The 19,731-nt window shown below is 58.0% G+C and carries 13 protein-coding genes and 2 pseudogenes; 8 read left to right on the top strand and 7 right to left on the bottom strand.

The genetic code is table 11. The features are described 5' to 3' along the window. The 3 genes from IIY41_RS05105 to IIY41_RS05095 all read left to right on the top strand — a co-directional run. Positions 1-284: uroporphyrinogen decarboxylase family protein (locus tag IIY41_RS05105; protein WP_287400059.1), on the top strand; the 284-nt coding region annotated here is incomplete at its 5' end. 28 nt (positions 285-312) lie between these two features. Beyond that, on the top strand, positions 313-3,429 hold the full coding sequence (locus IIY41_RS05100; RefSeq protein WP_287400058.1) for an alpha-mannosidase: 3,117 nt from the start codon (positions 313-315) through the stop codon (positions 3,427-3,429). Next, positions 3,426-4,430 carry a uroporphyrinogen decarboxylase family protein gene (locus IIY41_RS05095; RefSeq protein ID WP_287400057.1) on the top strand — a complete coding sequence of 335 codons (1,005 nt, stop codon included), beginning with the start codon at positions 3,426-3,428 and terminating at the stop codon, positions 4,428-4,430. Before IIY41_RS05100 ends, IIY41_RS05095 begins: the two co-directional genes overlap by 4 nt. Positions 4,431-4,516: 86 nt before the next feature. Here IIY41_RS05095 and IIY41_RS05090 read toward each other — a convergent pair whose 3' ends face one another. Then, positions 4,517-5,281 (bottom strand): response regulator transcription factor, encoded by a 765-nt coding sequence (locus IIY41_RS05090; protein ID WP_287400056.1) that lies wholly within the window; start codon positions 5,279-5,281, stop codon positions 4,517-4,519. 31 nt (positions 5,282-5,312) lie between these two features. Beyond that, the gene (locus tag IIY41_RS05085) at positions 5,313-7,070 is read right to left on the bottom strand and encodes a sensor histidine kinase (protein ID WP_287400054.1); all 1,758 of its coding nucleotides are present in this window, start codon (positions 7,068-7,070) and stop codon (positions 5,313-5,315) included. Positions 7,071-7,808: 738 nt separating this feature from the next. Between IIY41_RS05085 and IIY41_RS05080 the strand changes: the two genes are divergently transcribed. The 3 genes from IIY41_RS05080 to IIY41_RS05070 are packed head-to-tail and all read left to right on the top strand — an operon-like array spanning position 7,809 to position 11,920. Beyond that, complete coding sequence (locus IIY41_RS05080) at positions 7,809-8,885, top strand: substrate-binding domain-containing protein (RefSeq protein ID WP_055081370.1); 1,077 nt, start codon at positions 7,809-7,811, stop codon at positions 8,883-8,885. A 26-nt stretch (positions 8,886-8,911) separates the two neighbouring features. Further along, entirely contained in the window at positions 8,912-10,420 is a 1,509-nt protein-coding gene (locus IIY41_RS05075; protein WP_287400052.1) for a tagaturonate reductase, read from the top strand. Between the two features lie 15 nt (positions 10,421-10,435). Further along, entirely contained in the window at positions 10,436-11,920 is a 1,485-nt protein-coding gene (locus IIY41_RS05070) for a UxaA family hydrolase (RefSeq protein ID WP_287400050.1), read from the top strand. Positions 11,921-12,622: 702 nt separating this feature from the next. Here IIY41_RS05070 and IIY41_RS05065 read toward each other — a convergent pair. Both IIY41_RS05065 and IIY41_RS05060 read right to left on the bottom strand, forming a co-directional pair. Beyond that, a complete protein-coding gene (locus IIY41_RS05065; RefSeq protein ID WP_009325289.1) occupies positions 12,623-13,384 on the bottom strand; it encodes a class B sortase in 762 nt (253 codons plus the stop codon). Positions 13,385-13,934: 550 nt separating this feature from the next. Next, positions 13,935-15,197: a hypothetical protein gene (locus IIY41_RS05060; protein ID WP_009326198.1), complete on the bottom strand. Its 1,263-nt coding sequence runs from the start codon at positions 15,195-15,197 to the stop codon at positions 13,935-13,937. A gap of 133 nt (positions 15,198-15,330) precedes the next feature. Between IIY41_RS05060 and IIY41_RS05055 the strand changes: the two genes are divergently transcribed. Both IIY41_RS05055 and IIY41_RS05050 read left to right on the top strand, forming a co-directional pair. Beyond that, positions 15,331-16,194 carry a LysR family transcriptional regulator gene (locus IIY41_RS05055; RefSeq protein WP_055081375.1) on the top strand — a complete coding sequence of 288 codons (864 nt, stop codon included), beginning with the start codon at positions 15,331-15,333 and terminating at the stop codon, positions 16,192-16,194. 506 nt (positions 16,195-16,700) lie between these two features. Then, positions 16,701-17,906 carry an IS110 family RNA-guided transposase gene (locus IIY41_RS05050; protein WP_082432172.1) on the top strand — a complete coding sequence of 402 codons (1,206 nt, stop codon included), beginning with the start codon at positions 16,701-16,703 and terminating at the stop codon, positions 17,904-17,906. A 391-nt stretch (positions 17,907-18,297) separates the two neighbouring features. On the opposite strand, the gene IIY41_RS05045 is transcribed toward IIY41_RS05050, so the two are convergent. The 3 genes and pseudogenes from IIY41_RS05045 to IIY41_RS05035 form a co-directional block, all read right to left on the bottom strand. Then, positions 18,298-18,933 carry an SGNH/GDSL hydrolase family protein gene (locus IIY41_RS05045; RefSeq protein WP_055081377.1) on the bottom strand — a complete coding sequence of 212 codons (636 nt, stop codon included), beginning with the start codon at positions 18,931-18,933 and terminating at the stop codon, positions 18,298-18,300. A 156-nt stretch (positions 18,934-19,089) separates the two neighbouring features. Further along, a pseudogene (locus tag IIY41_RS05040) lies at positions 19,090-19,578 on the bottom strand (MGH1-like glycoside hydrolase domain-containing protein); the annotation flags it as partial. A 24-nt stretch (positions 19,579-19,602) separates the two neighbouring features. Then, positions 19,603-19,731 (bottom strand): annotated as a pseudogene (locus tag IIY41_RS05035) (IS5/IS1182 family transposase); the annotation flags it as partial.

The following is a 19,731-nucleotide window of genomic DNA, read 5'->3' as shown; positions in this document are numbered from 1 at the left end:
GCATCCGGGCGGTCGATACGCTGCAGCCGGAAGCCGCGGACATGGACCCCGCCTGTCTTGCACGGAAATACGGCGGCAGGCTGGCGTTCCACGGGTGCATTTCTACGGCAAAGCTGGCCGTGATGACGCCCGAAGCGGTGGCACAGAACGTGGCGGAGACGCTGGAGACGATGATGCCGCACCACGGCTACTGCCTTGCGCCCACGCATTATCTGCAGGACAATACCCCGGTGGAAAACGTGATCGCCATGTATCGGACCGCCCACAGGCTGGGCCGGTACTGAGTACAGGCGGATAAGGAGGAAACGGCATATGCTGAACCCGCAGCAGAATAAAAAGCTGCTTCAAAAGCTGTCCCATTGCCTGGAGGTATTCGAGCCGTACCTGTTCGAGCCCCAGGGCAAGCTCGACTACCGCATGTTCGAGACCCGGGAGCACCTGCGCGCGGTGCCGCCCGACAAATGCTTCCACGCGCCGGTTCCCCATTGGGGCGGTCCGTGGCAGACCTGCTGGTTCAAAGGCCGGTATCAGCCCTCCGAACAGCTCGCAGGGCGGGCGCTCTATCTGATGCCCCGCGTGGGCGGCTATGAGGCCATGCTCTGGGTAGACGGCATGCCGAAGGGCACCTTTGCCACCAAAATCGTCGTAACGCGCCACGGCAACCACTACTGCGACATGCTGTGCGCCCAGGCGGACCCCGCCCGCAGCATGGATGTCGCGCTGGAATTCTATGCGGGCCACCCCGTGCCCGGCCGCGCGCCCTTTGAGCCGGACGGCCCTCTGGGCGGAGAGGACGCTGAGGCCTTCTCCTTCCAGGCACAGGATATCCTGATCTGCACCAAGAACCAGCTTGTGGCCGATTTCCTGTTTGACCTGCGCGTGCTGCTGCAGCTTGCCGAGATGCTGGACGAAAACTCCTTCCGCCGCGCCGGCGTGCTCAATACCCTGGCGCAGGTGCACCGGACGCTGTACCTCTCCCCACAGGCCGTGGACCGTGAGACCTGGCTGGAGAGCCTGCGCGCGGCGCGCGCCGTCATGGCCCCCGCGCTGGCCTGCCGCAACGGCGACAGCGCACCCCGCGCGGCTCTGCTGGGGCATTCCCACATGGACACCGCCTGGCTTTGGCCAACTGCTGAGACCGTGCGCAAAAATGCGCGCACCATCGCAAACCAGCTCAGTCTGATGGAGCAGTACCCCGAATACCGCTTTCTGCAAAGCGCCTCCTGCCACACCGCCTGGATGCAGCGGGAATATCCCGCCCTGTTTGAGCGCATGCGCGAGGCGGTGGCACAGGGACGGTACGAGATGAACGGCGCGGTGTGGGTGGAATGCGACTGCAATCTGGTGGGCGGCGAGGCGCTGATCCGCCAGTTTCTGTGGGGCCAGCGCTACACACGCGATACGTTCGGCGTACTGTCGGACTGCTTCTGGCTTCCCGACACCTTCGGCTATTCCGCCGCCATCCCGCAGATCATGCGGGGCTTCGGCGTAAAATATTTTCTCACGACCAAGCTGGCCTGGAACGACACGAACACCTTCCCCTATGAGACCTTCACCTGGAGAGGCATCGACGGCACGGACGTTCTGGCCCACTTCTTTGTCATGGACACCTGGCCCGACCCAAAGGGGCTGCTGGAGCGTGTCAACGGCGTCGGCTACCGGGACTGCCTGCACAACAAACAGATCTCCCACCAGAGGCTCATCGCCTTCGGGTACGGAGACGGCGGCGGCGGCCCCCAGTTTGAGATGATCGAAACAGCGCGCCGCCTTGCGGACCTGGAGGGCTGCCCCAGGGTGCGCTACTCCAGCGCGTCGAAGTTTATGCAGAGCCTGGAGGCCGAGGGCCGCGAATTTCCCGAATACCGGGGAGAGCTTTATCTGGAGCTGCACCGCGGAACGCTGACGGGCAAACAGCAGATCAAAAAGAACAACCGCATGGCCGAAACCGCCCTGCACGACCTTGAGCTGGTCACGGTGCTGGCAGCCGTGCACAGCGGCGCGCCCGCGTGCGGCGCCGCCTGCCGGCCGCTGTGGGAGACCCTGCTGGTGAACCAGTTCCATGACATCCTGCCCGGCAGCTGCATTCCGGAGGCGCACGACGAATCCCTGCGCCAGACCACCGCTCTGCTGGAAGAGGCCGGGCGCCGGCTGGATGCAAAGCTTCGGCCGGAGCAGATGGGCGGCGTGCTCAATCCGCTGGGTTTTGCGCGGACGGATACCGTTTATCTGCCCGTAAATACGGCCATGCATGCACCCGGCCTGCGCACGCAGCTCGTGGAGCTGCGCGGCGGCGCGCGTGTTCTGGCCGTAGCCGGCCTGCGCCAGCAGCCGTTCTCGTTCACGCCGCTCTCACTGTGCGCGGGTGCGGATGAAGCATCCTCGCCCTTCCATGCCTGCGGCAACCGGCTGGAAACGCCCTTTGCGCTGGTGCGTTTTTCCCCCGGCGGCGCCATTTCCTCCTTTGTCGACCGGCGCACTGGCCGCGAGCTGTGCGCGGGGCTGCCCCTTAACACGTTCCTTTCCGCCGAGGATGTCCCCGCCGCGTGGGACGGCTGGGACGTCGACGCGGACTGCATGGAAAAGCTGCGGCCCGACGGCGTGCTGCAAAGCCGGATGGTCGCGGCCGACGGGCCTGTGGAATACCGCGTGCGCTGCACCTGGACCGTGTGCGGCGGTTCCGTTGTGCGGCAGGACATCATCTTCCACGCCGACAGTCCCCTTGTGGAATTCGACACCGAACTGGAATGGCACGGAAAGCACCGCCTTTTGAAAGCCGCGTTCGACACCACCGTACAGGCTCCCGCCGCCCGGCAGGAGATCCAGTTCGGCTGCATCCAGCGCCCCACCACCCGCAACGATTCGCTGGAGCAGGCTAAGTTCGAGGTGTGCTGCCACAAATATGCCGATCTCAGCGAGCCCTCCTACGGCGTCGCGCTTTTGAACGACTGCAAGTATGGCGTCAGCGTCGAGGGCGGCCGGATTGCCCTCTCGCTGGCCAAAGGCGGCATGCGGCCGGACCCGCGCGGCGACGAAGGCGTTTATACCTTTCGGTATGCATTTTTGCCGCACACCGGAGGCTTCTGCGCGCAGAGTGTCGTCCGGCCCGCCTATGCTTTCCAGTACGCGGCGCTGCCCGCCTCAGGCGAGGGCCTGCCTTCGGAGCCGCTTGTCCGTGTAGACGCGGCCAATGTGATGCCCGAGACCGTCAAGCCCTGCGAGGACGGCGGACACGCATTCATCCTGCGCCTGTATGAGTGCGAGGGCTCTTACGCACGCACCCGCCTCTCCCTCGCTCCGGGCTGCTCCGGCGCACAGCTCTGCGACATGTTGGAGCAGCCGTTTGCCCCCTGTCCGGCAGAACTGGAATTCCGCCCCTTTGAGATAAAGACCCTGCGCATCACCTATACAGACAGGGAGGATACCCCATGACCACAAGAGAACGCTTTCGCCGTGTCATGATCGGCGACGCCGCCGTAGACCGGCTGCCCGCCATAGAATGGGCCTACTGGTGGGATAAGACACTGGAGCTTTGGTACGGCCAGGGACTGCCCCGCGGGCTGGATGAAGCCGCTATGGCAGACTTTGTGGGCATTGACCGCAACACCCAGTTCTGGCTGCCCCACAAAACACCGGACTGCCCTCGGGAAACGTCACACGGCAGGGGCATTGTTGAAAATGAATCGGACTATGAGCGTCTGCGCCCATATCTTTTGCCGGAGAATGCTGTGCAGCAGATGCTGCCTAAGATTCGGCAAACGCTTCCATTCTATGAGAATGGCCAGACCCTTGTCTGGTATACTCTGGACGGCTTTTTCTGGTGGCCGCGCACACTGCTGGGCATTGAAAACCACCTTTATTCTTTTTATGACCAGCCGGAGCTGTATCACCGCATCTGCGAAGATCTGCTGGAATGGCAGATCGCGCAGGTGGACGCGCTGGCCCGTTATATGAAGCCGGATTTTATGACCATTGCCGAGGATATGAGCTATAACCACGGGCCCATGCTTTCCGAAGAACTTTTCAATGAGTTCATCAAGCCATATTACCAGCGCCTGATTCCGGAGATCAAAAAACACGGCACCCGTGTGTTCGTGGATTCTGATGGTGACATCACACGGGCGGTGCCGTGGTTCCGCGGAGCCGGCGTTGAGGGCATCCTGCCCCTGGAGCGCCAGTCCGGCGTGGACGTGGCCGCCATACGCCGGGAATATCCGGATTTCCTGATGATCGGCGGGTTTGACAAGATGTGCATGTTCGAAGGGCCGGACGCCGTGCGCCGGGAATTCGAGCGTCTTCTGCCCGTCATCCGCAGCGGGCGGTATCTGCCTGCGATGGACCATCAAACACCCCCCGGCACCACGCTGGAAACTTATCGTGCCTATGCCCGGATGCTGCGGGAATACGGCACACAGGCCTGCAAAGACTGCTGATATACTCTGCTTTGCTTCAACAAACAGCTCCCCCCGCACCGGGCGTTCGCCTTCGTGCGGGGGGAGCTGTTTGTGTTGTTTTTTCTTTATGGCTCAATGCGCAGCGCCTGCGCATATTCCCGCGGCGTCATCCCCGTCGCCTTGGAGAACAGGTGGACAAAATACTGAGGATTCGCGCTGTAACCCACCCGCTCGGGAACCTGCTGCGGCGGCACGCCGTTCACCAGAAGCCACTGCGCTTTGCGGATGCGCAGCGCCAGCAGATAATCCACAAAACGGTAGCCCGTCTGCTGCAGGAACTGGCGGCTCACGTAATCCGGGTTCATAAACAGGTAATTGGCCGCCAGACCTTTGAGTGACAGCGCGGCGTCGCTGTAGTGCCTTTCCAGATAGTCCACGACCTTTTGCACCGTCTCGCTGTATTCAGGGCGCGCCACACCCGCACAGGTCGGCTCCATTTGCTGCAGCTGGCGGCGCGTGTAGATGGACTGTGCCGCCTGCTGTACCGCTTCAATGATCTGCTGTTCGTTGCAAGGCTTAAGCAGATAGTGGTGCACCCGGTGGGAGAGCGCGCGGTGCGCGTACTCAAAATCCGCATAACCCGTCAGCAGGATGAACTCCAGCACCCGGCCCGGCTCCGAGAGCTTTTCCACAAGGTCCAGCCCGGAAAGGCCGGGCATTTTGATATCGGTCAGAATGATATCCGGCTTTGTCCTGCAGGCTTCTTCATAAGCCTCCCGGCCGTTTTTACAGCTTGCCGCCAGCTCGATGCCGATGCTTTTCCAATCGATGAGATAGCATACCGCCTCCCGTAGGATCCGTTCGTCGTCTGCAACCAGCAGTTTCAGCATTTGCTCTCCCCTCCGTCACAATACCGCTTTTTCAGCTCACACGGCAAGGTATCGTAATGCGCGCCGTGGCCATTCCGTCTTCGTTGTAAAGCTCCAGTCCCGCTTCTTTTCCAAAGGCGAATTCCAGCCTTTTTTCAATATTCAAAAGCCCGATCCCATAGCCGTGGGGCGTCACGGTTTTCTGGCGCAGCTTTTCCAGCAAATTGTCCTCATACAGAGAACCGTCGTTCTGCACCAGCAGCACAAGCTGCGCGCCCTGCCGCCGGACGCTCAGCTGCACGCGGCAAATCTGAGTGGATTGTTCCAGACCGTAGCGGATGGCGTTTTCAATGAGCGGCTGAAGCGTCAGCTTTGGAATCAAAACGTCTTTCAGCTCGTCCGCCTCCACCGCCAGCCTGTAATCCAGCGTCTCGTCAAAACGGATGCGCTGTATCACGATATAAGACTGCACCAGAGAGAGCTCCTGCTCCAATGGGATCAACCCGCTGTCGTCGTTCAGCGTAACGCGCAAAAGATTGCTCAGGGCCTCCACCATATCCGATATCTCCTGTGCGCCGCGCATCTTGGCCCGCCAGTTGATCGCGCTGAGCGTATTGTACAGAAAATGCGGATTGATCTGCGCTTCCAGCGCCTTCAGCTGGGCCTCCCGCAGCAGGATGCGGTTGGTGTAGTCCGTCTGGATCAGACCGTCTATTTCCCGCGCCATATGGCTGAAATGACGGCTGAGCATGCCGACCTCGTCGCCCGCCTCCCGTTCTTCCCCGGAGAACTCGTCCACCGGCAGCACCATATCGGGCGTATACTTGGCAAACTGGTCCATTTGGCTGATAAGCTTTGCAAAGCGGCGCGTAATACGGTCCACAAGAAAGTGGCAAACCAGAAAGGTGAGCGCGATGCCCGCGAGGAAAAACAGGATGCAGAAAAGCAGTGCGTCGCGGATGGACGCATATATTTCGTTGTAGGGCACCAGACAGAGATAATCCCACGGATAATCCGCGCTGCCGTCCGCCGTGACAAAATATTTCACGCTGTCCAGCTTGCAGATATCCCATCGGCTTTCGGTGTCCAGCGTGGGCAGCGTTTGAGGCCCGGCTTCGCCCGCGGAAGAATACATCACCGCGCCATCCTGGGGCCGCGTTAAAACAAAGATAACGTTGTCGTACTGGTTGAGCGACACACTGGACTTCACCAGTTTTTCCAGATCCACCTGCACGACCTCGATGCCCAGCGTATCCAAGCGAAGGTTTTCGATGCGGCGGATCGCTTTGACAAAAAACAGGCCGTAGTCCCGGGAATAATCCGTGACGCACACCGTTGCGCCATTCGCCCCCAGCGCCGCCTCATATAAATCCTTGTAAACTTCATCCGGCACATACACGTTGGCGGACGTGTTGGAGCGGAGCGTAAAATTCCCCGTATACAGCGTGATGTTGGAAACACAATTGACACGGTTTTTCTTATAGTAATCCTGCACCAGATAATACAGTGCGTTGTATTCGCTGGAAAATGCGCGGGATGCGTCTTTGTTGTGGGACAGGTATGTCTGTATCTGGCTGTCCTGGCCAAGGTCCGTTGTCATCTGCTGAACGTTATCGAGCTTATAGCCGATCTCGGTGACGGAAAGCGACAAAAAATTGAAAAGAGCGCCGTAAAGCTCCCTGTCATACGCACGGGAGATATGGAACATATTGTATACCGACAACAGCATGCTGACGACAAGGCACAGCGCAAGGATAAAAAACAGCTTGGTGCGCAGCCTCCAATCCGAAAAGGATTTCCACTTTTTCATTGGTCATCCGCTCCATTTCCCGGTGCCCAGCCGTCCCTTGTTATTAATTACACCATGCCGCCGCGCAGCGGCCTCAACAAAACCGCACCTCCTGCGGTTTTGCATGGTTCAATGTTCTCAAAGCCCTGTGCGCCAGCGCAGGGGCGTGTGCCTTGCACACGCGCAGCCGCGCAAGCGGCGGCTTTGAGGTTATAGCATATTTCTAAGCTCCCACTTCGCGTACCGCGCGTGTTCACTAAGAAACAGGGTATCTATGCCGCTAAACTCATGCTTCGCCTGCGGCTCGCATTCGCTGACCGAACATATTATACCATGACGCCGCGCAGCGGCCCCAACAAAACCGCACGTGCTGCGGTTTTGCATGGTTCAATGTTCTCAAAGCCCTGTGCGTTAGCACAGGGACGTGTGCCTTGCACACGCGCAGCCGCGCAAGCGGCAACTTTGAGGTTATTATACCATGACGCGGTATCCGCAGCCATAATAAAATCGGAATTTGCGTAGTAAACACCCGCAGCATTTCGCAAACCGGCACATGGGCGCGTCCGCAAAACGGGAATCTTTTCTGCAAAACGGTCGTTTTCCGAAGCTCTCCTTTGCTTTGGCATTCAGCCTATGTGTGAGAAATTTACATTGTTCCTCTTGCATATCGCCGCTTTGCCTGTTATGATAAAAGCAGGATTTTTACTAAAACGTTTTACCTACGCATTGTAGGAACCGTGCCGCAAAAGGAGCAGGATCATGGAGCACCGTGTGACCATCAAAGAAATCGCCGCCGAGGCGGGCGTTTCTACCGGCACCGTCCACCGGGCGCTGTACGGCAAAAAAGGCCTTTCCGAGCAAACGCGCCAACAGATATTGGATTTGTGCGCACGGCGCGGCTACCGCGCCAATTCCGCCGCGTCCGCGCTCAAGCGCAGCGCGCTGCGCATCGCGGCCGCGTTTCCCGGCCCACAGGAAGAAAACTCCTATTTTTACGGCAGCGTGTGGCACGGGTTTCGCCGCTGCATGGCCGAGCTGGACGACTACAATCTGGAAGTTTTGGAGCTGCCCTATTATCCCGGCACAGAGCGCGGCCAGGCCGAAACGCTGAACGCCTGCTTTGAGCAGTACGGGGGAAAAATAGACGCATTGCTCACCATCGGTCCCACGGAGGACACTGCCCGGCGGGCGGTACAGCGGTACAGCAGCGCAGGGACGCCTGTGTTCTTCGCCTGTGACGACGCGGAAGGCTGCGGCCGCATCGCCTGCGTGCAGGCGGACCACGACATGGCCGGCCGTATCGCCGCCGAGCTTCTGAGCGCGCAGCTTTCACCCGGCGATGCGGTATTGCTGTGCGCGGGGGACGCGCACACGCCCTCCCACTACCGGATGGCGGCCGGATTTGAAGCATATCTGCGGGAGAACAGCGTTCCGCTTACTCTGGTCAGGGCCGACGGCTATCATGACAAGCAGGAGCTGGCGCTGCGCCTGAGACGGACACTTGCGGAAGACGCACGTATTTCCGGCGCATTCAGCGTCAGCGCGCGGTTGAGCGTGCTGCTGGCGGATGCTGTCGCCCAAATGGGCCGGGCAGGGCAGGTACGCGTCGTTGCCAGCGACCTGTTCGGCGAGACTGTCCGCAACATGGAGGAGGGCCTTGTGCAGAACATTCTTTATAAGGACCCGGCGCAGCAGGGATATCTGGCTGCCCGGCTCATGGGTGATTTCGTGCTGCGCGGGATACAGCCCCCGGCCGGCGTCCACTACGTGGAAAGCCGTGTGATCTTCAAAAGCAGCCTTGCCTATTACCGTGCATCCGGGGCGGTCTGCCCCTGAATTCATCAAAAAGGAGCGAAGCAAAAATGGAACAACTGTGCTATGAGACACTTGAAAAGGCCGGATATACCGGCTATCTGCTGAAAAACGCGCCCGAGCGCGTGCTGCAGTTCGGCGAGGGAAATTTTCTGCGCGCCTTTGCGGACTACTGGTTCGACATGGCCAACGAAAAGGCGGGCTGGAACGGGAAATGCGTTCTGGTGCAGCCCATCGCCCAGGGGCTGACGCAGCTCATCAACCGGCAGGAGGGCCTGTACACGCTGTACCTGCGCGGACGGCAGAACGGCGAAAAGGTGGATGCAAAGCGCGTCATCTCCTCGGTGAGCCGCTGCCTGAACCCCTATGAAAAACAGGATTACGACGCCATGATGGATGTAGCCGCCGGCGAAGCGCTGGAATACATCGTCTCCAACACCACCGAGGCGGGCATCGTGTACGACCCCTCGTGCCGCCTTGAGGACTGTCCGCCCGCTTCCTTTCCCGCAAAGCTGACACAGGTTCTGCTGCACCGCTGGAGAGCGGGCAGGCCCGGCGTGGTGGTGCTCTCCTGCGAGCTCATCGACAACAACGGCAAGGAGCTGCTGCGCTGTGTGAACCAATACATAAAGCAGTGGGGGCTGGAGGAAGGCTTTGCCCGCTGGGTGAACGGGGACTGCACCTTCTGCTCCACGCTGGTGGACCGCATCGTACCCGGCCGCATTCGCGACGCCGCCGAGGCCGCTCGGCTGGAGGATGAGAACGGCTACCGGGACGCGCTCATCGACGTGGGCGAGGTGTTCGGCGTGTGGAATATCGAAGGGCCCGAATGGCTGGCGGGAAAGCTGCCATTCCGGGCCGCAGGACTGAACTGCCCCGTGGTGCCCGATGTGACGCCCTACAAAAAACGCAAGGTGCGCATCCTCAACGGCGCGCACACAGGCTTTGTGCCTGGGGCGTATCTGGCCGGGTACGACATTGTACGCGACTGCATGCAGGACGATGTGATCCTGGGCTTCATGAACCGCATGCTTCACGAGGAAGTCATCCCCACGCTGCCGCTGGACAGGCAGGATCTGGAAGCCTTCGCGGCCGCCGTGCAGGACCGCTTCAACAACCCGTTCATCAACCACGAGCTGATGAGCATCACGCTGAACTCCACCTCCAAGTGGCGCGCGCGCAATATGCCCAGCCTGCTGGAATATGCACAAACGGCCGGAAAGCTGCCCCCGTGCCTTGCGATGAGCTTCGCCGCATACATCGCTTTCTATTCCAGCGATATCCAGGCCCTGACGGAACAGGGGCTTGTATGCCGCCGGCCGAAGGGCAACGAATACACCGTCAGCGATGACCGCTGGGTGCTGGAATTCTATTACAGCCGCCGCGGCGTTTCGGACGAAACGCTGGTGCATGACGTGATGACGAATGAAAAAATGTGGGGACAGGACCTGACGCTGGTGCCCGGCTTTGAGCAGGCCGCTGCGGAAAACCTGCGCCGCATCCGTACCGAAGGCGCCCGCGCGGCTTTCGCCGCGTGCCTGGCCCGTCCCGCAGTGTAAAGGAGGAGGCCCGATATGCCGCAATGCATCCGCATCCACCCGGCCGACGACGTAGCCGTCGCGCTGTGCCCCATCCCCGCCGGGACGCGGCTCTCCCTTGAGGGCCGCGCCGTCCAAGTGCGGGAGGACATCCCGCAGGGACACAAGCTGGCGCTCGCCCAGATTGCCGCGGGCGAAAACATCATCAAATACGGATATCCCATCGGGCACGCCGCTTCGGATATCCCGCCCGGCGCATGGGTGCACACCCACAATGTGCGCACGAACCTGTCCGGCGAGGTGGAGTACACCTATGCGCCGGACGTGCGACCCCTGTCCCCCATGCCGCCCGAAACATTCCAGGGTTACCGCCGGGCGGACGGGCGCGCAGGCGTCCGCAACGAACTTTGGATCATTCCCACCGTCGGCTGCGTGAACGACTGCGCCAAGGCCTTGGCCGCGGAGAACCAGAGCCTTGTCTCCGGTTCCATCGACGGGCTGTATGCATTTCCCCATCCCTTCGGTTGTTCCCAGACCGGAGCCGACCACGCCCAAACGCGCCGCCTTCTGGCCGCGCTGGCGCGCCATCCCAATGCAGGCGGCGTGCTGGTACTGTCACTGGGGTGCGAAAATCTGACCCATGAACAATTTGCAGAAGAACTCGGCCCCTATGACCCCGCGCGGGTGAAATTTCTCACCTGTCAGGATGTGGAAGACGAGATGGAGGCGGGCGGCGCGCTGCTGGCGGAACTGGCGGCCCACGCCGGACAGGCCCGGCGCGAGGCCGTGCCCGTTTGTGAGCTTGTGGTGGGCATGAAATGCGGCGGCAGCGACGGCCTTTCCGGCATCACCGCAAACCCGGCGGTGGGTCGGTTCAGCGATATGCTGTGTGCACGGGGCGGCAGCACCATCCTCACCGAGGTGCCGGAAATGTTCGGCGCGGAGGGCATGCTGCTGGGCCGCTGCCAAAGCCGGGCCGTCTTCGATAAAGCCGCGTCCATGCTGAATGGATTTAAGGAATATTTTCTGGCCCACGGAGAAACCGTGTACGAAAACCCAAGCCCGGGCAACAAGCAGGGCGGCATCACCACGCTGGAGGACAAATCCTGCGGGTGCGTGCAAAAAGGCGGCAGCGCGCCCATTGTTGACGTGGTCGGTTATGGCGAGCAGGTACACGCCCGGGGACTGAACCTGCTGAACGGTCCGGGCAACGACCTTGTCTCGGCTACGGCGCTCACGGCGGCGGGCGCACAGCTGGTGCTGTTCACCACAGGCCGCGGCACGCCCTTCGGCGCGCCCGCCCCCACGCTGAAAATCGCCACCAACACGCCGCTTGCGGAAAAGAAAAAAGGCTGGATCGACTTCAACGCGGGCACGATAGCAGACGGTTCGCAGAGCATCGGGGAAGCGGGCGCGGCGCTGTACGCGCTGGTGCTGGACGTCGCCTCCGGGAAACAGACCCGCACCGAGCAGAAAGGATACCGAGAGATCTCTATTTTTAAGGACGGCGTGGTGCTGTAAACGGCGTTCATGCGTTTTGCGGAATGGACAGCACACAGAGTGCTGCAACAGGCTTCCCGTATAAAACCCGCAAAAAAGCTCCGTACAGCAATATTGGTGTAGGCAACGACTTCACCCGCTTCAAAGTGAATTCAAAATTTATTTTTACCCGATAAAGCACGGCAGCCCTTTGGAACATTGCTCCGAGGGGCTGCCGTGCTTTATCTTTATCCTTCTGTGTCCGGTTTTCTGCAGATGCAGAGCAGCTTGTTGAAAAAGCTGCGCTTTTGCGCCAAGCTGCCTGCGGACAGGGCCTTTGGCTCCATTCGCCGCGCACGGCGGCCTTCGGCGGCCGCTTCGCTCTGCACATGCCTCGGCACTGGCCCTGCGGGGGCGTCTGCGCGCTAAGAGCCGCGCTTTCAGCGCGATTGTCCGCAAGGGGGGCACCGCTCCCACACGCGCCTGCGGGTGCGGTCCCCCACCCCTTTTTGGCGGCATTCGCCGCGTGGCCTGCACTTTACTGCGCAAAGATGCAAGGCTTTGCCACCGCCATCTTTTCCCCGGACGCTTCTTTTACTTCTTTACCTTTTTCAACAGTCTGTTCCGCAGATGCGGATTTCAATTGGCTTTCTCTCTCCATCTAAAATTTCTGAACACAACAAGATTCGATTTTTCAATTGGCAGTCTGCCGCCTTTTACTTCATCGTTCTACAGCAATTCACATCACTTTGTCTCACGGGCGACCACCAGAATACGGCCATTGTCCCTCTGGTTGTCGCAGGTGCTTAACGTCAAAAGCTGTTCGCCCCACTGCGCACCGGCGCCGCCGCAATAAAGCGATTCCTGTTCCAGCATTTCAACAAAAGCTTCGAATGCCTCCTGTGTCTGCGGTTGTTTGTAATATTGCTCTACATTCTCCGGCGTCAGTTCTATATGAAGCACCGCCATCAATGCATATCGCCGCACACCGTCCGCAAAGGACAGTTCAAAGGATGAGTGCTCCAGGCCATACTCTTTTTCCAGATAAAAACGCAGCGGTGCGAACATACTCCCGTCTTTCATATTATGTCCGTGGATGATAAGGTTCCTGCTGTCCGCCGGGCTGCTGCGCACATCCAAAAACGGCGTGCCCGCCAAAGAGTACTGTTCTTCAAAATCTCTGCGCAGATAATATTCCGGCTGCTGCGGCGTATACATCACGGGATAATCCAGCCCCGTATCCGCACTGTACAGCCAGGCCAGGCAGTCTCTGTTTTGGGCCTGCAGCGTCTCTACGCCTTTCTGCCACACCTCGCCCCGTTCTTCCTCCGGCTGCGGCGCGGCGGCACGAACGGCCTGCGCCAGCTTTTCAAACGTCTGCTGCGCGGCCCGCATCTGTCCCCAATACGACGTAAGCCACGCGGTACTGCACACCGCCAGGCCCAGCAGCGCCCCAACCAGCAGAATCTCATACCATCTCCAGCGGGCATGCTTTTTCTTTTTCATTGTCATATCTCCTCTGCTCTCCGAGGCATCCGGCGGCACTTACTGTACTGAATGCTTCCAAACGGGCCCTCCATGCATTGTGGTCCCCGATACCGCCACTACAATGATATCTGCTTTTTGTTCAAAGTACAACCTTTCCCTTGCGGGAAAACGAGGCTGCAAATCACTGTTTTCAGAATGTGCGGCATTTCCTGCGAAAGCTGGCATAACGTTTTTCCCCTGTCTTTACAGCAAACCGTGCCCCCCAATACTGCTGCGCACAAAAGCAAAGGATCACTTCAAATCCTTTTCTGTTTCCATACCCCACGCCTCAAATTTATCCTAAGGCAATACCGCACAATTCTAAGTGTCGAATCGCGCCGGCAGATTTTTTGGCAGGTTAAACAAAAAGCGCAGCGAATACTTTGTGTATTCGCGAGCATTTTTGTGACAGTTGCCGGAAAATCTGCAAGCGAGGCGACGCTTAAGGCATCAGCTGTGAATTGTGCGGTGTTGCCCTAATAAATATCCCCCGGCGAAGCCGGGGGATATTTATTTCAACACAGTACAATTACAATACATCCAGGCCGAACAGGGCCGCCAGCCTGAGAAGTTTTTCCTCCACATCCTCAAAAGCAAACACCTGGTGGCACCCAAGCACTGTGCGCAGATAATGCGGCGCATCGTCGAACCGCACATGCATCTGTGTGCGGCATGCCGTTTCATAAGGCCCCGCTGCAGAGTATCCAAGATGGACCGTCATTTTGGAAGCCTCGTCGGAAATACGGCAGGCGGTCACACGCTTTTTCTGAGGAAGCTCTACCTGCAGGCTGACGCCGATGCCGCTTTCATGATGGCTGCGCAGCGTACAGGGCAGCGGATCGCCCATGCAGCAGATGGGCGCCGTGCAATGCGAAAAGTTCACCGTCCCGTCCGGCTGCAGGCCGGGATTCGCCATCCACAATTTTGTGGAGGTTAGATGTTTCATCATCAGCATGGTGACCGCGCTGTCCATATCCCCTTCACAGGCGGCTACCATGGGCGTGCAGTCGTTCACATAGCTCACGCCCAGGCAGGATGTCGTCCCCTCGCTGAGCAAATTAAAGCATGCGATGGCTGCTCCCTGTGCACCGTACCGCTCCAAAAGCGTGATCAGCGCCCATGCCATACGCGAGGCATCCCACAATGCACCGTCCGTGGGCTCCGCGCATCCGGTACTGTTCTGCACGAACCAGTCATAATATGTCTGCGCCTGTTCCCGCTGCGCCCCGCGATAAAGCTGCGCCAGTTCGTCCTGTTCCACAAAACGAATTTTCACGCCGAAACGCGCCTCATATACCGCCGGCTCGGACGCGTTGCTGATGACCCACGGCTCAGTATGCCCGATCTGCAGCAAAGTAGCGCCCCGCACCGCATTGTATGCAGCCAATACCTGCAAAGCATCTTTCAGCTGCGCCTCATTCAGCGCAAGCTGTGTGCCGGGCGTCGTGCGCCGCAGCACGGCCCACGTATCCATCAGCGTTGGGGCTGCGTTGCAGCGCAGCATCTCGCTGCACAGTGCCCCGGGCGCATTGCCTCGTATGTACGCGCCGTACAGCACCACGCTTTCATAGGCCGCTGCCGCCGCCAGGATGTTCTGCTGCACGGCGCCGCTCATGGGCACCGCGATCAGGCAATCGCCCTGCGGCAGTTTATCCTCTTCCATTGCGTCCGCTGCAAGGCAGCATTCTATACCTTCCCCCATTTGAGCCGCCAGCGTTTCATAGGCGGAACGCAGCTTTTCTTCATCCGCCCAATAGCGGCGTGCCGCAAAAAACATGCAAACTGTTTTCATCCTTGACCATCCCTTCCATAAAATTGAGACACATTGCTTCTTCTCTTTTATTGTAGCGCTCATAGCTCTTGCCATCAATTTTGGTTTACTGTACAATATATTCCAGAACGGAATATATTGCGAGGTGCGGCGTATGGATCTGGAATGGGTGCAAGCCTTTTTGGCCGTGGCGGATACCGGCAGCTTCTCAGCCGCTGCGGACGCGCTTTTTCTTTCTCAGCCGGTGATTTCAAAGCAGGTTCAGAAGCTGGAGCACCAGCTGGGCGTCCGTCTGTTTGACCGCGCCCATCGCAGGGCGGAGCTGACGGACGCAGGCCGCAGGGCATATCCTCCGGCACAGGCGCTGGCGCGCCAATATCAGCTTTTGGAACAGGCCGTCCACCCCGACGGAAGCCTGCGCCTTGCGCTGCTCCCCGTCGCGGATTGTTACGGCTTTCCTCAAATGCTGGCGGACTTTTCCGCCGCGTATCCCCGCACGCGGCTCATGGTGGAGGAACGGGAAAATACCGCCATGCCCGCGCTCATCCAGAGCGGGCGCTGTGACGGAGCGTTTTTCCGCGTCCCGGACGGTCCCGTGATGCCGGAGGACGTCATCCTGTGCAAGGATGAACTTGTTCTTCTGGTGCCCGAAAAACTTTTCTGCGCCACAAAAGGCGCCGTCCCGCTTTCGCTGTTCAGCGGCAAGCGCTTTCTGCTGCTGAGCGCCGGCACCGGCCTGCTGGAAACCAGCCTGGAGCTTTGCCGCAAAGCGGGCTTTTCACCGCAGGTTGGGTACACCGGCGCGGCCGCGGGCAACATCGCCCGTATGGTGCGCAGCGGCGCGGGCGTTGCGATGCTTTCCCGGCGTGTGGCCGAAAGCTGCGCAGGTCCGGACCTGCGCCTGCTGACGCCGGAGCCCACATGCGGCAGTCTGCTGGTTTTCCGGCCCTCGAAGGCCGGGCTGCAGAACCCGGCCATGGGTGCGCTGCTGAAGCATTTGGCATGTACAGCGAGATGAATGTACCTCCTGTCACGTTCAGCCTACGTTCCCTGTCTCACGGTATTCGCGTCAGACATTTTCAAAGAAATCGTCATCCTCCGGAATGGAGCGGACGGGACACCATTCAAACACACATGCGCCGTCCCAGTACAGCATCTCCTGCACCCGGCCACCCCAGATTTTTCCACTTCGCTATTACAAATATATTTGGACAGGAAATCCGGACAGCCAGTCCGGCCCCCTTTCCATCTCATGCCTAAGCTATTACAATAAGATTGGTTGGGACCCCCGGCAGCCAGCCGGGGGTTTCGTCCGTCTCGTGCCAAAGCTACAATAAGGGGAGCAACTGGCTGACCACTCCTAATCTTGGGCTGCGAAGTCCGTATTTGAGACTGTCAGCCATCCTCTTGTTGTAGCATTCGGTTTAAGCAGGTTGAGCCTTGAGTTCGCGTCACCCAATAGATTGAATCGGCAGCGAGAAAAAGATGGGTTCCGGTTGCAAATTTTGTATTGGAAGAATGAACGTGAACTGTGTAGGCATTGATGTTTCCAAAGGCAAGAGCATGATTGCCGTCATGCGGCCTTTGGGGGAGATGGTGATCCCGCCCTTTGAGGTGAGACACACCGATGCTGAGTTGTGCGAGTTGTCCAGGCGGCTGGGGGACTTAGATGGTGAGACCCGAATTGTGATGGAGGCCACGGGGAATTATCATTTGCCGGTTGCCAGCTTCCTTTACGATTCCGGGTTTTACGTTTCCGTCGTGAACTCCATGCTGGTGCATGGCTACGGAAACAACAGCCTGCGGCGGGCTAAGACAGACAAGAAGAACGCGATCAAGCTGGCTAACTATGGCCTCGACCACTGGCTGGCGCTGCCTAGGTATATCCCAGAAGATGAAGTACGGCCCATGTTGAAAACCACATATCGACAGTACCAGCAATGCGCCAAAGTGCAAACCATGCTCAAAAACAATCTGATTTCCTTACTTGACACCGCGTTCCCGGACGCAAACCGTCTGTTTACCAGCCCTATTAGGGCGGACGGCAGCGAGAAATGGGTAGACTTTGTTTCCTCCTTTTGGCACTGTGAGTGCGTCTGCGGGCTGTCTGAAAAGGCATTTACAGCCAGGTATCAGAAGTGGTGTAAGAAGCACGGCTACAACTTCAGCCAGGACAAGGCGCTGGACATCTACGCCTCCGCCTGTGGGCATTTCAGCGTCATGCCTAAGACCACTACCGCCAAGCTCCTGGTAGATCAGGCGGTAGCCCAGCTCCGGGCCGCTTCCGCCGCCCTGGCTGTGCTCAGAAACGAAATGCAGTCTCTGGCGGCGTCGCTGCCGGAGTGCCCTGTTGTGATGGGGATGTTCGGCGTTGGGCCCGCCCTCGGCCCCCAGCTCATGGCGGAGATCGGCGATGTGCGCCACTTCCACTCTAAGAAGGCTCTGGTGGCCTTTGCGGGCATTGACGCTCCGCCGTACCAGTCCGGCCAGATGGAAGTCCGCAGCCGCAGTATATCCAAACGGGGTTCCTCCGCCTTGCGCAGGTCGCTGTTCCTGGTGATGAGCGCCATCCTCCGGTGTTCTCCCGCCCATGAGCCGGTGTACCAGTTCATGGACAGGAAACGTGCCGAGGGCAAGCCTTATCGTGTCTACATAATGGCCTCTGCCAACAAGTTCCTGCGCATCTACTACGCCACCGTGAAGCAGTATCTGGACAGTCTCGAAGCCTAACCCCATCATCCATCCTCTTATCTCAGGCCGGCGCAAAAAACTCCATAGCGGTGGCCTGGTCTGTTGTGCCCTTTTTTGCGGCCTTCAAAAAATCCTGCATTTCTTCAATTTGGGGCTTGACTTTTGTTAGCAGGTCTACAATTGTAGCAACTGATTCCAATAGTTGCAAACATCAACCCGATAAATAGAATTTCTACTTGCTTATCGTTAATTCGCTTGTTCACAGTCGGTGACATAGTTAGCGCCACTCAATGTTAAAAAAACTATAACCCCACCATACCGATACCATCAATGCGAATTGACAAAACAAATGGCGTACGCCGTCCATCTGTGGCGTCCACAGCGTTATCAGCTCTGGTACACAGGCACCCCATATACATTCAAACTCATTTCACAATAGATTTTCAAATGCCTTCAGCCACTCACGCGCAAGAAGAGCATGTCCCGCCGCAGTAGGGTGTACGCCGTCAACGAGCCATGTCTCTGCTCCGGCATCTTCCGTGCACACCTGGTCGAACAAGGCTTGCGTCTGCACAAATACCGCGCCATATTTCTGCGCCACACGCTTTGCCACCGCCGCGCGCTTTGGTACCTCTGCCGCAAAATAATCCCAATGCTCCTGTGTAGCGGTGCCCGGCAGCACAAAAGGCTCTAAAATAATGAGCTTAACCTCCGGCAATTTGCATGTGGTTTCTTTCAGCAATGCATCGTACACACACTCATATTTTTCTGTTTCTACACCATTTGAATGACTTACCTCATGCCAGACGTCATTGATGCCCACTAAAATACTCAGAACATCTGGCTTCCAATTCAGGCAATCACATTTCCAACGTGCATACAGGTCCACCACTCGGTCGCCGCTCACACCACGGTTTAAAAAAGAGTACTTTCCCGGTGCATGCAGCCCCAATTCCCCGGCTATCATAGTTGGATATCCGCATCCATAATTGTCATCTCTGTCCCGGTTGCGCCCTGCATCTGTGATTGAATCGCCTTGAAAAAGAATTTTTGTCTTTGAGAACATTTTTACTACCTCCTCAAATTTTCCTGCAAAAACCATTTATAGCGTTCGGCAACGCCCTACTCCGGAGAACAATGTCTATTTCTATGGAAAACAGCCGTCATTCGATTGACTATCCGCCCTTTCCCTAAAAAAGACATGCTGTCCCCCAATTAAATTTTAGTCTAACGTTCCATAATTACAACAAAGGTCGTTGAGCATTGCAATATAAAGTGCTGCTGTCCATCCAAAATCGCGTACCGGATAAATTTTGCGTTTAAGATCATAGGGCGCTGTGGTCGGTCCCTTTCTTGGCATATAGGAGGGGACGGTTTCTCCTGCGCTATCATAATATTCAAACAAGCATCCCAGCTGTTGATACCAACGCGCAATCTCTTTCACCGATGATAATCTGGCTTCTGCGGCTAATACTCCATATCCATATTTGCGTAAGCCTTCTATAATCAAATAGTTATAATTAATCCAAGTACCACCTCTCCACATATCACATCCATATGTTTGTTCGCTTGCTGAATCGCTCGCAAATAGAATTTTTGTATACTGACCTGCAGGATTTTTGAGAACTTTCTCTACAATCTGTTGTGCACGCTCTGTTGTTGCTATCCCTGCAAACAACGGCATCAAATTGTAAATTCCATTGGCCTTAGAATACGTTCCATCTAGATAGTGTCGTCAATAAATGAGCAACCAAATGGCAATACAACGGATTTGGACGGCGGCGACGAAAGAAGCAAGATTTTTAGCGTAGCGCGTCGCAATACCGCGCCATCTTTTGAGGAGCAGGAAAGCATTCTCAACGAG

This window comes from Ruthenibacterium sp. (assembly GCF_017421385.1).
GTDB classification, from domain to species: Bacteria; Bacillota; Clostridia; order Oscillospirales; family Ruminococcaceae; genus Ruthenibacterium; species Ruthenibacterium lactatiformans.
Note: the sequence above shows the minus strand (reverse complement) of the source record. Positions and strands in the feature narration are given on the sequence as shown.

Coding starts and splice junctions, on each gene's coding strand:
- IIY41_RS05100 (WP_287400058.1), top strand. CDS start 313: ATGCTGAACCCGCAGCAGAATAAAAAGCTGCTTCAAAAGCTGTCCCAT.
- IIY41_RS05095 (WP_287400057.1), top strand. CDS start 3,426: ATGACCACAAGAGAACGCTTTCGCCGTGTCATGATCGGCGACGCCGCC.
- IIY41_RS05090 (WP_287400056.1), bottom strand. CDS start 5,281: ATGCTGAAACTGCTGGTTGCAGACGACGAACGGATCCTACGGGAGGCG.
- IIY41_RS05085 (WP_287400054.1), bottom strand. CDS start 7,070: ATGAAAAAGTGGAAATCCTTTTCGGATTGGAGGCTGCGCACCAAGCTG.
- IIY41_RS05080 (WP_055081370.1), top strand. CDS start 7,809: ATGGAGCACCGTGTGACCATCAAAGAAATCGCCGCCGAGGCGGGCGTT.
- IIY41_RS05075 (WP_287400052.1), top strand. CDS start 8,912: ATGGAACAACTGTGCTATGAGACACTTGAAAAGGCCGGATATACCGGC.
- IIY41_RS05070 (WP_287400050.1), top strand. CDS start 10,436: ATGCCGCAATGCATCCGCATCCACCCGGCCGACGACGTAGCCGTCGCG.
- IIY41_RS05065 (WP_009325289.1), bottom strand. CDS start 13,384: ATGAAAAAGAAAAAGCATGCCCGCTGGAGATGGTATGAGATTCTGCTG.
- IIY41_RS05060 (WP_009326198.1), bottom strand. CDS start 15,197: ATGAAAACAGTTTGCATGTTTTTTGCGGCACGCCGCTATTGGGCGGAT.
- IIY41_RS05055 (WP_055081375.1), top strand. CDS start 15,331: ATGGATCTGGAATGGGTGCAAGCCTTTTTGGCCGTGGCGGATACCGGC.
- IIY41_RS05045 (WP_055081377.1), bottom strand. CDS start 18,933: ATGTTCTCAAAGACAAAAATTCTTTTTCAAGGCGATTCAATCACAGAT.